General features: G+C 71.8%; 11 protein-coding genes. 3 read left to right on the plus strand and 8 right to left on the minus strand.

Features of this window, described 5'->3' with window-relative positions; all coding sequences use genetic code 11:
- Window positions 1-5: 5 nt before the first annotated feature.
- The 3 genes from JK363_RS26630 to JK363_RS26640 all read right to left on the minus strand — a co-directional run bounded on the left by JK363_RS26630 (window position 6) and on the right by JK363_RS26640 (window position 4,603).
- Entirely contained in the window at window positions 6-1,928 is a 1,923-nt protein-coding gene (locus JK363_RS26630) for an FAD/NAD(P)-binding protein (RefSeq protein WP_201877865.1), read from the minus strand.
- Between the two features lie 167 nt (window positions 1,929-2,095).
- Window positions 2,096-3,817 (minus strand): alkaline phosphatase D family protein, encoded by a 1,722-nt coding sequence (locus tag JK363_RS26635; protein WP_201877866.1) that lies wholly within the window; start codon window positions 3,815-3,817, stop codon window positions 2,096-2,098.
- Window positions 3,818-3,934: 117 nt separating this feature from the next.
- Window positions 3,935-4,603 (minus strand): HNH endonuclease family protein, encoded by a 669-nt coding sequence (locus tag JK363_RS26640; RefSeq protein ID WP_201877867.1) that lies wholly within the window; start codon window positions 4,601-4,603, stop codon window positions 3,935-3,937.
- A gap of 452 nt (window positions 4,604-5,055) precedes the next feature.
- On the opposite strand from JK363_RS26640, the gene JK363_RS26645 reads away from it, so the two are divergent.
- Window positions 5,056-5,637, plus strand: coding sequence for a TMEM165/GDT1 family protein (locus tag JK363_RS26645; RefSeq protein ID WP_201877868.1), 582 nt, complete (start codon window positions 5,056-5,058; stop codon window positions 5,635-5,637).
- A 54-nt stretch (window positions 5,638-5,691) separates the two neighbouring features.
- On the opposite strand, the gene JK363_RS26650 is transcribed toward JK363_RS26645, so the two are convergent.
- Window positions 5,692-6,354 carry an HAD-IA family hydrolase gene (locus JK363_RS26650; RefSeq protein ID WP_201877869.1) on the minus strand — a complete coding sequence of 221 codons (663 nt, stop codon included), beginning with the start codon at window positions 6,352-6,354 and terminating at the stop codon, window positions 5,692-5,694.
- A 158-nt stretch (window positions 6,355-6,512) separates the two neighbouring features.
- Window positions 6,513-7,574: a peptidoglycan-binding domain-containing protein gene (locus tag JK363_RS44275; protein WP_201877870.1), complete on the minus strand. Its 1,062-nt coding sequence runs from the start codon at window positions 7,572-7,574 to the stop codon at window positions 6,513-6,515.
- 167 nt (window positions 7,575-7,741) lie between these two features.
- On the opposite strand from JK363_RS44275, the gene JK363_RS26660 reads away from it, so the two are divergent.
- On the plus strand, window positions 7,742-9,847 hold the full coding sequence (locus JK363_RS26660; RefSeq protein ID WP_201877871.1) for an MDR family MFS transporter: 2,106 nt from the start codon (window positions 7,742-7,744) through the stop codon (window positions 9,845-9,847).
- A gap of 84 nt (window positions 9,848-9,931) precedes the next feature.
- On the opposite strand, the gene JK363_RS26665 is transcribed toward JK363_RS26660, so the two are convergent.
- Window positions 9,932-10,483 carry a GNAT family N-acetyltransferase gene (locus tag JK363_RS26665; RefSeq protein ID WP_201877872.1) on the minus strand — a complete coding sequence of 184 codons (552 nt, stop codon included), beginning with the start codon at window positions 10,481-10,483 and terminating at the stop codon, window positions 9,932-9,934.
- A 128-nt stretch (window positions 10,484-10,611) separates the two neighbouring features.
- On the opposite strand from JK363_RS26665, the gene JK363_RS26670 reads away from it, so the two are divergent.
- Window positions 10,612-11,274, plus strand: coding sequence for a hypothetical protein (locus tag JK363_RS26670; protein ID WP_201877873.1), 663 nt, complete (start codon window positions 10,612-10,614; stop codon window positions 11,272-11,274).
- Window positions 11,275-11,397: 123 nt separating this feature from the next.
- Here the strand turns inward: JK363_RS26670 and JK363_RS26675 are convergent, their stop codons facing one another.
- Window positions 11,398-12,726 (minus strand): SUKH-4 family immunity protein, encoded by a 1,329-nt coding sequence (locus tag JK363_RS26675; RefSeq protein WP_201877874.1) that lies wholly within the window; start codon window positions 12,724-12,726, stop codon window positions 11,398-11,400.
- A 34-nt stretch (window positions 12,727-12,760) separates the two neighbouring features.
- Window positions 12,761-13,135, minus strand: a complete 375-nt coding sequence (locus JK363_RS26680) for an SUKH-4 family immunity protein (protein WP_201877875.1) — start codon at window positions 13,133-13,135, stop codon at window positions 12,761-12,763.
- Window positions 13,136-13,348: the final 213 nt, after the last annotated feature.

Genomic DNA, 13,348 nt, shown 5'->3' on the forward strand with positions numbered 1-13,348 from the left:
GTGCTTCAGAGCCGGGCGGCGGGCACCGGGACAGCTTCCTGCCAGGGTTCGCCCGATAGGGCCACGCGCAGCACCGCACGCGCTATGGCGTCCGTATCGCACAAGGTGACCGAGTTCACTCCGGGCCGGGCCCCGGCGGCCGTCACCCAGTGAACGCCCTCGGTCGGCACGCCGACGGCGAAGCGGCGCGGATGCGGCCTGCCCTGAGCGTCCACCAGCCGGTACGGCGCCGGGGTGACATCAACGCCGCCCGTTTCGTAGCCGTCCACCCGGTGCGGACGGCACTGCCCGGTATGCAGCAGCCGCATCAGCAACTCATCCGCCGTACGGCGCAGATCGGGCTCCGGCAGCCGCGCCTCGATCAACGTCGTGGCCGTCACCGGCGGGCCGGGCACCTCCGTCGACCGCGCGAGGAAACCGGCTCCGCCGCTCCCCGCCGCCGGGGAGACCGTCAGCCGCGGGCCCAGCACCTCCAGCACCCCGGCCTCGATGAGCGCCGCCATCTCCTCGATCCGGCGGCGCGGCGGGCCGATCGACAGAAAGGCGTTGAGCGGGGTGTACCAGCCGTCGAGATGCGCGCTGCGCGAGCCCCCGCTCAGCCCGCCGTGGTCGACGATCTGCCGTACCTCGTTGCGGAGGTCGCGCAGCACGTCGAGGGCCGCCTTGACCGGACCGGTCACATTGCCCTGCCGTGCGTGCGCCGCGTCCTCGCGCAGATACGGCAGCAGCCAGCGCCGGAAGTCCTCGCGCCCGGTGAAAGCGCGCCCCCGGTGCGGCCGGGACACCGTCTCCCAGCACCAGCGCCGCTCGACCGGGACACCGAATTCCGCGAGCACGGCGGCCTCTTGGGGGCTGCCGTGCTCGGTGGCCAGGAAATCCCGCCGGAAGCGGGTGGGGGAGGCGGCCCGGGTCGGGAGCCGGGTCAGCAGCGCCTCGTAGTAGACCGTCTCGGCCTCCTTCGCCACCAGCGGCCATATCTCCGTCAGGAAGTCCGGCGGATCGCCCGCGTCGGCGCGCTTGCGGAACTGGGCGAGCGCCTCGGGGGTCAGCAGCAGCGGGACGTGGCGGCCGTACGGGCCCTTCGCGTTGTCCCCGCGCGCGTGGTACGGGATACCCCGCCGGGAGCCCGCGTACAGCCGGGGCTCGCGCCCCGAGGGCCGGTAGACCAGCGCGGGGCCGTCCGGGCCCGGTGCCGGGACGAACGAGCCGCCTCGGCCGTGCGTCAGCAGCGCCATGTGGTCGAAGAAGTTGAGGCCGAGGCCGCGCAGCAGCACCGGTTCATCCGGAGCGATGGGCGACAAGTCGACATCGGCGGGGTTGGCGGGCGGGTAGTAACGCAGCCCGTACCGCTCGGCGTGGTCCGCGAACCGGCTCTCCGTCTCATCGGCGGCCGCCGCCAGATGGCCCTGGGCCAGCACCACCGCGCGCAGCCCCGCCAGCCGGGTGCCGTCGTCGAGGGTCAGGATCTGCTCGCCGTCGCCGCCGCGCTCCTCGAGCCGTACGGCGCGGGCGGTGTGCACCCGGACCGTCACCGGGTCCGGCGCGGCCCGTACCACCTCCGCGAACACCCATTCCAGATAGCGGCCGTACAGCGCTCGGCCGGGGTAGTCGTCCGGGCCGAGGCCGGGTGCGACGCCCTGGGTGGCGGCCCATTCGTGCAGACTCGGCCCGGTCCGTACCGGTCCGTCGCACACCACGCTCGGATCGGTGAACAGGGTCACCTGCGAGGCCACGGTGTTCATCAGCAGTTCGCCCGGCTGCGCGGTGCGCCACACCCGTCCGGCGCCGGGCGGGTACGGATCCACCACATGCACCGTGAGCCGGGCGCCGGGAGCCAGTTCCGGGGCCGAGGCGCACAGGCGCTCCAGCACGCTGGTGCCGCGCGGACCCGCTCCGACAACGGCTATGGCGTGGGGCTCTCCGGCCAAGGTGGTGTCTCCCGGGGCAGATGGACGCAGGACGCGCGCCTATCATGCCGCTCGCTCCGGGAGAATCGAGCAGCTGGCCGGAATTGATCCCTCCGGTGTGGGGTGGATCACTCGCGCCACGGTGTGCGAGGCCGTCGATCGAACGAGGGGAAGGCGGGCCGGGTGACTCAGGGCCCGGTCCACTCCGTCTCCCACTCCGCGCTCAGCCGGTCCGGGCCGCCCGCCGGGCCGCTGCGCGCCTGGTCCATCCGCAGCCGCGCGGTACGTCCGCGCAGCGTCAGCGTCATCAGCTGGTTGCCGAACCACGGGCCGCCGGTTTTGCGCCAGCTCAGCCGCGAGCGCGGAACCCGGCCGTGGCGGGCGAAGAGTCTGCCGATCGCCCGTCCCGCCCCGCTCCAGCCGAACCGGAAACCCGCCCGGATCGAGGCGTGGATGCTGTTGTGCACCGGTGAACAGGTCAACTGGCGCACCTGGCTGCGCGGCCGCCCCGGCCAGCGCGACCAGTCCGGTTCGGCGATGTAGGCGTGGTGCACATCGCCGGACAGCACACTGATCGTGGCCGGGGCCGCGGGGGCGTCGCCCACCTGCGCGATCAGACCGGTCAGGGCGTCGAAGGACTCGGGGAACGCCGCCCAGTGTTCCAAGTCGCCCCGCTGCCGCAGATCCTCGCCGACGCGCGCCCAGCGCGCACCGCGTCTGCCCGTGCACACCGAGGCGTTCCAGCTCTCGACATCATGGACGAAGTGGGGGAGCAGCCAGGGCAGGGAGGTGCCGATCAGCAGGTGGTCGTAGCCCGCATCCGTGGTGTGGGGCGAGTCGGTGCCATGGGACGAGTCCGTGCCCTCCAGCGCCTGTTCGCGGACCCAGGCCAGCTCCTCGTCGTGGAGCATCGCCCGCTCGTGCTCGCTCAGCACCCGGGCGCCACGGGTGTCGACCATCAGCAGCCGCACCCGCCCGAAGTCCCGGCGGTAGCTCCAGCGGGTGTACACCGGGTCCACATCGGCGTGGGAGGCGAACTCCCGCAGCACCTCCGTGCCGTCGGCCGCCTCGCGCACCGCCGTGTACAGCGGATCGGTGGCCAGTTCGGCGGGGGAGAGGTTGCCCAGGTGCTGATGGACCCAGTACGACATCAGGCCGCTGACGATCCGCTCCTGCCACCACGGGGTGGCCCGCATCCGGCTGAGCCACGCCTCGCTGGTGTTCCAGTCGTCTATGACGTCGTGGTCGTCGAAGATCATGCAGCTGGGGACGGTGGAGAGCAGCCAGCGCACCTCGGGGTCCAGCCACGATTCGTAGTAGAGCCAGGTGTATTCCTCGTAGTCCGCGACCTGCTCCCCCGGCGGCTCGTCGATAGCGCGGCGGGCGGCGATCCGGCGGCGGGTCTCGGCGGAGGTCTCGTCCGCGTACACCTGGTCGCCCAGCAGCACCAGAACATCGGGGCGCGGGGCGTCGGGGGTACGGGCCAGGGTGGCGGCGAGCGTGTCCAGGGCGTCGGGGCCGATCGGGTCGTGCGAGGCGTCGGAGGGCGGCGCCGCCCAGCGGCAGGAGCCGAACGCGATGCGGACGGGGGCGTCCTCGCCCCCGGCGGTGGTGGCGGGCGCGGGGGTACGGATCGTACTGTCCGGGAAGTCCGCATCGGGCAGTGGCCAGACCTGCTCACCGTCCAGCAGTACCCGGTAGGCCGTCTCACTGCCCGGACGCAGCCCGGTGACCGGGATCAGGGCGTAGTGGTGTCCGGCGATCTGCCAGGTGGAGGCGGTGCCGCCGGCGCCGTCGGCACAGCGCACCTCGGCCTCGCAGGGCCGGTCGGCCTCGACCCAGACGGTTGCGTTCGTCCCGGTCTCCCAGTCGATCTGCCGCAGCAGTGGTCCCAGGCGCAGCCCGGCCATCCGGCCCTCCTCCGTCGTTTCCGTATGCGTACGGTACGGAACGACGGAGGCGGGCGCGGAGGTTCCGGCACGTGTTTCGTGCCGTCCGTGCGGTGCGGGGTGTGTGGTGGAGCCGGCTCAGCAGCCGTTGAGGATCTGGCTGAGCTTGGACTTCTCGGCGTCGTTGACCGACAGCTTGTAGTGGTGCTTCACCGAGACCCACATCCGCGCGTACATGCAGTGGTAGGACTCCTTGGGCGGAAGCCACTCCGCCGGGTCCTGGTCGCTCTTGGCCTGGTTCACATTGTCGGTGACGGCGATGAGCTGCGAGTGGGTCAGATCATTGGCGAAGCCCTGGCGCTGGTCGGTGGTCCAGTCGTTCGCGCCGGACTTCCATGCCTCGGCCAGCGGAACGACGTGGTCGATGTCCACGTCGGCCGGATCGGTCCAACTGCCGTCGTCGTAGGCGGACTTCCAGGTGCCGCTGGTGGGCGCGCAGCTGGAGTTGGTCTGGACGTCGGTGCCGTCGCGCTTGAGGACTTCCTCACGAGTGTTGCAGTTGCCGTTCTGGGTGATCCAGTGCGGGAACTTCTCGCGGCTGTAACCGTCCATCGACCCCTCCGCCTTCACGGTGAGCTCGCCCAGGTAACCGCGGACGACCTCGGCGCTCGGCGGGGCGGGCGGCTCGGCCTGGGCATTCGGCCCGTTCAGGACGAGAGTGCCCAACAGGGCGGCGAATCCACCGAAGACGGATATTCGACGCGCGTAGACAGTGCGCCGGGTGGAGTGGATGCGCATTGTGGACATGCGAACTCCCTTGATGTGGGGGGTCGTTGGCCGGTGCCCGGCCATCGTGTCGGCGCCGGGTTGCTGTGGGGTGGGCGCCAGGTAACAGGGTGGCGACGCGGCCATGTCAACGCAAGGGGCTTCTGGAGGTGGATGTCTCACATGCGCGTACCACCCGCGTGATGAGCGGCTGTTTTCGGCCGCGGGCCCGGCGGAGGGGGTTCCGGGAGCGTCCCGTATCCTGGTGGCAGCAGAAGGGGAGTAGCTCCTCGCCGGACCGTCGACATACTGCCCGCCCCTCGAGGTGCGGGCCGGCGCCCGGAGCGTACGAGAGTGGGACCGCCGTCACATCGCGCGGACCGGTCGCCCGTACGCCAGCGAGACCTTCGGCCGCAGTGTCCGACGCTGCCGTGCCGAAGCGATCCCTCCCCGGGGCCCCTCGGTGCGGCCCGACCCGATGAGGTAACCAGCCCGTGTTCAGCTTCACCGTCGCCGCCGTTGTCTTCGGCGTCGTCTTCCTCGCCGAGCTGCCCGACAAGACCGCCCTGGCCGGGCTGATGCTCGGCACCCGCTATCGCGCGTCCTACGTCTTCGCCGGGGTCGCCGCCGCCTTCGCCCTCCACGTCGGCCTCGCCATCGCGGCGGGCAGTGTGCTCACCCTGCTGCCGCAGCGGCTGCTCTCGGCGATCGTGGGGGCGCTCTTCCTCGGCGGCGCGGCGATGCTGCTCTTCAAGAAGGACGAGGACGAGGAGGAGATCCGCAAGCCCGCCGACCAGAGCTTCTGGAAGGTCTCCGGGGCGGGCTTCACGCTGATCCTGGTCGCGGAGTTCGGCGATCTGACGCAGATCATGACCGCCAACCTCGCCGCCCGCTACGACGACCCGCTCTCGGTCGGTGTCGGCGCGGTGCTGGCGCTGTGGTCGGTCGCGGGCCTGGGCATCCTGGGCGGCCGCACGCTGATGAAGTACGTACCGCTGCGGCTGATCACGAAGGTCGCGGCGCTGGTGATGCTGGCACTGGCGGGCTTCAGTATCTACGAGGCCGTGACGGGCTGATCGCGGGCGCCGGGCGCCGGGTGGGCCGTGCTTCGTGTCCGCCCGGCCCGGGGCTCAGGCCGCGATGTGCAGCTGAAGGATGCCGTCGGGGCGGGCCTCGACCCGGATCCGCTCCAGGTCCGGTACATGGGCGTCCGGGGCGTGGGCCGCCGCGCGCGGGCCGACGCCGACCACCCGCATACCGGCCGCGCGCCCGGCCGCGATGCCCACTTCGGAGTCCTCGAAGACCACGCAGTCCGCGGGGGCGAAGCCCAGTTCGGCGGCGCCCTTGAGGAAGCCTTCCGGGTCGGGCTTGCTCGCGCCGACCCGCTCCGCCGTCACCCGCACCCGGGGTATCGACAACCCGGCCGCGTCCATCCGGGCGCGGGCGAGGCGTTCGTCGGCCGAGGTGACCAGGGCGTGCGGAAGACCGGACAGCGAGGCCATGAAGGCGGGGGCGCCGGGCACCGGGACCACGCCGTCGAGGTCCGTGCTCTCCCGCTCCAGCATCCACTGGTTGTCGGCCAGGTTCTGTTCGGCGGGGCGGTCCGGGAGGAGCACCGCCATGGTGGCGTGGGCCTGCCGTCCATGGACGACCTTGAGCACACTCCCCTCGTCCAGCCCATGATCGGCGGCCCACAGCCGCCAGTAGCGCTCGACGACGGCGTCGGAGTTCACCAGCGTGCCGTCCATGTCGAGCAGCAGGGCGCGGGCGGTGAGCGTGGCGGTGGCCGACATCGGCGGACTCCTCATGAAAAGAAGACAAGTGGCTCCGCCCGCCGGTCAGGGAGTGCGGGCGGAACCACTTTGTTCCTCCACCATACAAATGGGTCCGCCTCAACGCCAGTGCTTCCTGTGATCCATCTGCCGCCCGCCCGCCCCGGCGGGCGGCGCGATCATGGCTCGTCGGTCCTGGACTCCAGGTCACGGCGGGTGTTCTCGCCGTACACCCCGTCCGGGTCGCCCTTCACGTCATGGCGGTCCTGATAACTGGAGACCGCGTCCTTGACCCCTTCGTCGTAGGTGCCGTCCGCGGTGCCGATGTACATCAGCAACTGCGTCAGCCGCTTCTGGAGCTCGCTGACCTCGGCCCCGCTGTCGCCCTCGCTCAGCACGGGCGGACCGGTGGGGTCCGGGCTCGTGGGCGGCGTGGAGGGCGAGCCGCTCGACTTCGTCGGCTCCGGCTCGGCCTCGCTGTGCGACGCGGAGGCCGAGGCGGAGGCGCTCGGCGGCGCGGCAGCGGGGTCGAGGCCCGGACCGGAGCCGGAGTCCGTGTGCGGTGCGCCGGACCGATCCGTTCCGGAGGGCCCGGAGAGGGCGGGAGCCGTGGCGGAGGGCCCGCCGGACGCGCTGCTGTGCTCGGACCCCTCGCCGTTGTTGTCGGCTGCGCTGCTCGGCCGGGGGGTCGCGAGCGTACGGTCGCTTCTGCCGCCGCCGTCGTCCTCGCTGTCGCCGCCCAGCAGACCGGTGCCGAAGGCGAGTGTTCCGGCCACGGCCACGGCGGCGGCGCCCGCGAGCATGATGGCGACGGGCTTGCGGCGGCTCTTGCGGTGACGGCCTTCGGTGGCACCCCCAGCGTCTGCGTGGGTGTCTCCGGCCGAGGCGTCCGTGTCCGGGTCTCCGTCCGCGCGGTCGCCGCCGACGGGCGCGATCACCTGAGTCGCGTCGTCATCGGTGCCGGTGCCGGCACCGGAGCCGGTGTCCGCAGGGGCGTTGGCGCCCGTCTTCTTCTTCGTCTTCCACGAGCCTCGTTCGAACAGCCGCACATCGCGCGGATCGGGTCTGGTCACGCTCTCCTCCGAGTGCGTGACAACGGGCCGCACAGGCATGGTCCGGTCATCGGTGTCGCCCGCCGTCGAGGCGTCGGCAGCGGCGGCGGCGCGCGCCGCGCAGGCGCACCCGGGGCGGCCGTTGGCACGCGCCGGGGCCAAGCAGTGCGGGCAGGATTCTGCCGTCACGGGTCTTCCCCTCCTTGGATTCGCAGCGATTATGCGCATCCGATCGCCTTGCGCGCAGGTGTTCGTTCGCTGTGTGGACCGCCGCGTGGACACACTCGGCGGACCGTAACGGGGCATACGAGCCAGGATGGGGAGAAGATGGGAACCCGAGCAGCCGAGGAGTCGCCATGGCGCAGGACGCCGGCCACCCGACTCCGGCGCCGGGTGCGCCGGATCCCGTGGCACCCGCCCCCTGGGAAGGTCGCCCGCAGCGAACCGTCCTGGTGGCCATCGGCGCCCTGCTGCTCGGTCTGCTGCTCGCGGCCCTCGACAGCACGATCGTCTCCACCGCCCTGCCGACGATCGTCGGCGACCTCGGCGGTCTGGAGCATCTGTCCTGGGTCGTCACCGCGTATCTGCTCGCCTCCACCGCCGCCACCCCGCTGTGGGGCAAGCTGGGCGACCAGTACGGGCGGAAGAAGCTCTACCAGGGCGCGATCGTCCTCTTCCTGATCGGCTCGGCACTGTGCGGCATCTCCCAGAACATGGGTGAGCTGATCGCCTTCCGCGCGATCCAGGGGCTGGGCGGCGGCGGTCTGATCGTGCTGTCGATGGCCATCGTGGGCGATATCGTGCCGCCCCGTGAACGCGGTCGCTACCAGGGCCTCTTCGGCGGGGTCTTCGGCGCCACCAGCGTGCTCGGACCGTTGCTCGGCGGGCTCTTCGTCGACCAGCTCAGCTGGCGCTGGGTGTTCTACATCAACCTCCCCGTGGGCATCCTCGCCCTCGTCGCCATCGCCGCCGCACTGCACATCCCGGCCCGCCGCACCCCGCACACCATCGACTACCTGGGCACCGCCCTGATCGCCGCGGTCGCCGCCGCCCTGGTGCTGACGACCTCGCTCGGCGGGGTCACCTTCGGCTGGGGCTCCTGGCAGATCGTCGGGCTCGCGGTGATCGGCGTGGTGCTGCTCTTCGTCTTCGTACGGGTGGAGGCGCGGGCCGCGGAGCCGGTGCTGCCGCTGAAGCTGTTCCACAGCCGCACCTTCACCCTCTGCGCGGTCATCAGCTTTGTCGTCGGCTTCGCGATGTTCGGCAGCATGACGTATCTGCCGACCTTCCTCCAGGTCGTCCAGGGCGTCTCACCGACCGTCTCCGGTGTCCATATGCTCCCGATGGTCGTCGGCATGCTGCTCGCCTCGACCGTCTCCGGGCATCTGGTCAGCGTGACCGGCCGCTACAAGGTCTTCCCGATCCTGGGCACCGCGGTCACCGCCGTCGGGCTGCTGCTCCTGCACCAGCTGGCGGAGACCAGCGGCGTGGTGGAGACCAGCGCGTACTTCTTCGTGTTCGGCAGCGGTCTCGGCCTGGTCATGCAGGTGCTGGTGCTGATCGTGCAGAACTCGGTGGGCTATGCGGATCTGGGCGTCGCCACCTCCGGCACCACCTTCTTCCGGTCGATCGGCGCCTCGTTCGGCGTCTCCGTCTTCGGCACGATCTTCGCCAACAACCTCGGCCCGCACATCGTCGACGCACTCTCCGGACAGCGGCTGCCGGCGGGCGTCGACATCGGCACCCTGACCGCCGACCCGCGGGCCATCGGACGGCTGTCCTCCGATCAGCGTGCGGCGGTGCTGCACGCGTACTCCGTCTCCATCACCGATGTCTTCCTGTACGCGGTGCCGGTGGTGCTGATCGCCTTCGTCCTCGCCTGGTATCTGCGGGAGGAGCCGCTGCGGGGCAGTGTCACCGCGCCGGACGCCAGCGAGGTCCTCGCCAGCAACCCGGTGGAGCGCTCCTCGCACGACGAGTGCGCACGGGCGCTGTCACTGCTGGGCAGCCGGGAGGGCCGCCGGCAGATCTACGCGGATATCACCCGGCGGGCCGGGCTCGACCTCAGACCCGCCACGAGTTGGATGGTGCTGCGCATCAACCACTACGGATCGGTCGAGCCCGCCATGCTGGCCCAGCGCAGCCCCCTGCCGCTGAGGATCATCACGGACGCGTCCCGGCAGATCGAGGAGCGGGGCCTCGGCCGGAGGTACGGGCTGGATCTGGTCCTGACCGCGCAGGGGCGGGAGGTGGCGGCCAAACTGTACCGGGCCCGTGAGGAGTCGCTGGCCGAGCTGCTGGGCGACTGGTGGTCGCCGTCGCGCCCCACGGACCTGATGGACCTGGTGGACGAGCTGGCGCGGGAGATGTGCGGCTCGGACGCGGAGCAGCCGCGCAACGGCGGTGGGGGGGCCGGGGACGGCGGCCCGTGGCAGGGGCCCCGGCCACCGTGGGCGAGATGAGAGGGCGTACGGCGGGGGCCCGATGCACACGAGTGCCCGCACGTCTGGTGAACGGGCGCCCGCACGTCTGGTGAACGGACGCCCTCACCCCAGCTCCTTGGCCATCCACACCTCGGCGTACGGCCCGTCGCTGAACGGCGGAACTTCCCGGTAGCCGTGGCGGGCGTACAGGGCCCGCGCCTCCACCAGGTCCAGACGGGTGTCGAGGACGATCCGCCGGGCGCCCAGTGCGACCGCCGCCGCGTCCACGGCCGCGAGCAGCGCACCGCCTCCGCCGAGCCCGCGTGTGCCGGGGCGTATGAACACCCGCTTCAGCTCCGCGGTGTGCGCGTCGAGCCGCCGCAGCCCGGCGCATCCGGCGGGCTCGTGTTCACCGTTGTGGTGGGCCAGCAGGAACACCCCGTCGGGCGGGGTGAGGTCGTCGCTGGGCATCTCCGTCAGCGCGCGCCCGATCTCCTCTGGGGTGGCGTTCCGGCCCTCGTGCAACTGGTAGTAGCGATCGGCGACATCGACCAGGTACGCGCGCAACAGGGCGGTCGCCGCCGGGTCGTCGACCGGCCGCGCGCATACGGTCCAGGAGGCGGCGGCGGAGGCGGAGGCGGCGGGGCGGGGCGTACGGGGTGTGGTGCCGGGCATGCCGCGCATCCTCGCAGTGGTGGCGGCCGTGTGGCGACTCAGTTTGAGGGCGGGAGCTCGGGCTACCCGCATCAGCAAGGCGCTCCCGTACCCGTCGGGGGCGACTGGCGGGAAGGCAGAAGCAGACCATGTCAACTGGCGCCATCATCATCGTGGTTGTCGTTGCGGTCGTCGTCGCGGCCGCGCTCGCCGTCCGGGTCGTACGTGGCGGTGCGGGGCGCAGAGAGCGTGTGCTGCGGCGCCACTTCGGACCGGAGTACGAACTCAGTGTGGCGGAGCATGCGGGTGACGCCCCGGCCGCGCACCGAGAGCTGGAGGAACGGCTCGCGCGCTACCGGGAGTTGCGGACCGGACCGCTCTCCGGTGAGCTGCGCGAGCGGTATGTGGCCGAGTGGGCCGGTGCGCAGGAGCTGTTCATCGAGTCGCCCGAGCGTGCGGTGGCCACCGGCGACCAGCTGCTGGCACGCCTCGCCCGGGACCGCGGCTATCCGTCCGACAGCTATGCGGAGCAGGCCGCCGCGCTGTCCGTGCACCATGCGCGGTGTGTGCAGGGCTACCGGCAGATCCACAACGCCGCGGCGCGGGCGCGCGAGGGCCTGGCGGACACGGAGGAACTGCGTGAGGCCGTGGTGCACGCCCGGCCGTTCTTCGAGGAGCTGGTGAAACCACCGCACCACGGCGAGGTGCACCAGGTGCCCACCCCGGCCCCGCGCACCACGCACCGCTCGCGCCGCGACAGCGGCCGGTGGGAACTGGGTCTGGGCCACACGAAGAAGGGCGGGGCCTGGTGACGGAGCCGCCGGACTCGACGGAGCCGACGGAGCCGACGCCGGACACGAGCGCGCGCGCCCCCGCGGACCGCCCCCGGCCTCCCGGCCGGAGGCGGTCTCTCCCCTCGATCCCCTCGACCGCGGTCAGAACAATCCGTGCCACATCTGCTCGACGATCACGGACCACCAGTTCTTCGGATCGTCCAGCGCTGTCGCGTCGATCGCCGCCAACTGCTCCTGGAACGCGGCGACCGCCTCGCCCGCCGCGACCGGGTCCATGCCCCGCATCCGTTGGCGTGTGGTGGACAGCAGCGCCAGTGAACGGGCGAAGGCGGATATGGACGTGTTCACGCGGCGGCCCATGGCGTCCCGCGGCGGGACCGCCCAGACCTGGCCGACCGGCGTCGTCATGTGCCGGGGAGCAGTGCACTGGACGGTGATCGCGGCCACGCCGTCCGAGCCGATCCGGACGTGTCCGGACAGCGTGTTCAGCGTCGACTCGTTGGCCTGGGTCCCGACCTCGCGCAGATAGGTCGCCGCGTCCGTGAACAGTCCGCCCCGCGGAGGGGCTTCGGCCCGGTCGGCCGTGAAGAAGAACGGGATGTCCGCCGGGAGTCCGCCCCAGGTGAGCGTGGCCTTGGCCGCTTCCGGCAGCTGCGTTTGCGCCACATCGTCGGCGTCGTACCGCCGTACGCCGTCGGCGCCGAACACCTCGGCGAGGTGGCGGCCGAGAGCCACGTCCCGCATCGGCTGGGCCGGTGTCACATCCGCCCGCACCGGTACGCGATGCGGGCGGGGCGGGGGCTGCTGCCCGGCGATCTGGTGCATCATCTCGACGTGCTGGAGGAGCCCGGCGACGCCCTCGGCCCGTTCCTCCGGGCGCAGACCGTAGTTCTGTGTGCAGGAGAACTGGGCGTTGGGGAAGGCACCTTGGAGCATCTCGCCCGGGTAGCCGCCGGGGAGCAGGCTCGAGCTCAGGTCCGTGTGGATCGCGACCACATTCTGCGGTGGCACACCCATCCGCTGGATCTCGGCCATCGCCTGGTACTCGGAGTGCGGCAGCCCCGGCGCCGAGTTGCGGAAGAGGCTGGTCTCCTCGCCGTTCGACGGATCGACGTAGGTGAAGACGGTGGTGTTGCCGGGGCCGGTGACCGGGCGCTCGGCGGAGACACCGGAGCCTGCCCCCGCTCCGCCGTGCTTCTCCTGGTACATCCGCACCACCTCCTCGACCGGCACGGACGGCCAGACGGTCAGCTCGCCGGTGCGGCGGTCGACGACGCCACAGGAGGTACCGATCTCGGCCGGAGGGCGCCGCTGCCCGGTCACCGGGTCACGCTCGGGCGGCGGCGGCACCGCCCAGACCACCCAGCCGAGGTCGAACTCATGTGTGGCCACCTGGCGTTGCGGAGCTGGTGCGCCCTGCGGATTGAGCCAACGGTCGGCGATGGCGGCGGCCTGCGCCTGGCTGATCAAAACGGGACTCCTTCGAGACCTTCGGGGTGGGAGGCTATGGGTGGTTGCGACGGTGTGCGGCCGGTTCGGTGTTCTGCGCGTCCGGTCCATGGCGCTTGCGGTAGAGCGCGATGGCGGTGGCCGGTGGCCGATAGGGCAGGGTACTCAACTCACCGGTGGCCTTGGACACGACGACGCAGGTGCCGCCGGGGTTGCCCCGCGGGCGAGGCCGCCCGGCGGGCTGCTCCGTGGGCTCGGGCCGTGGCGGGAGCCGAGCGGTGATGAGGTAGCCGATGTCGAATGCGCGGACCTCGAGCGGGGCCGGAGTGCCGTCCGGCCAGACCGGGGAGAACCGCGTACGGGCGATCTCCAGCGCGTCCTCCGCGTTCGCCGGCGGGCGCCGGGGCCCGTTTTCGGGCCGGGATTCCATGACGAGAACGCTCCGTTGAGTTGAGGCGGTGTCCGGTGTCCGGGCGGACGACGGCCCAGGCCATAACTCCGCCGGTGCGGTGAGTGAACTAGACCATTCAGTCGACGAGTTCGTCGACAGCCGAAGGCATCGGTGTGGTCTCCCCGATTGCTTGGAGCTTGGCCTGGTCGAGTTCGACGAGCCGCTGGACGAGGACGGTGAGCAGCGCGGTGC

This window comes from Streptomyces coffeae, from assembly GCF_016741875.1.
Lineage (GTDB): Bacteria > Actinomycetota > Actinomycetes > Streptomycetales > Streptomycetaceae > Streptomyces > Streptomyces coffeae.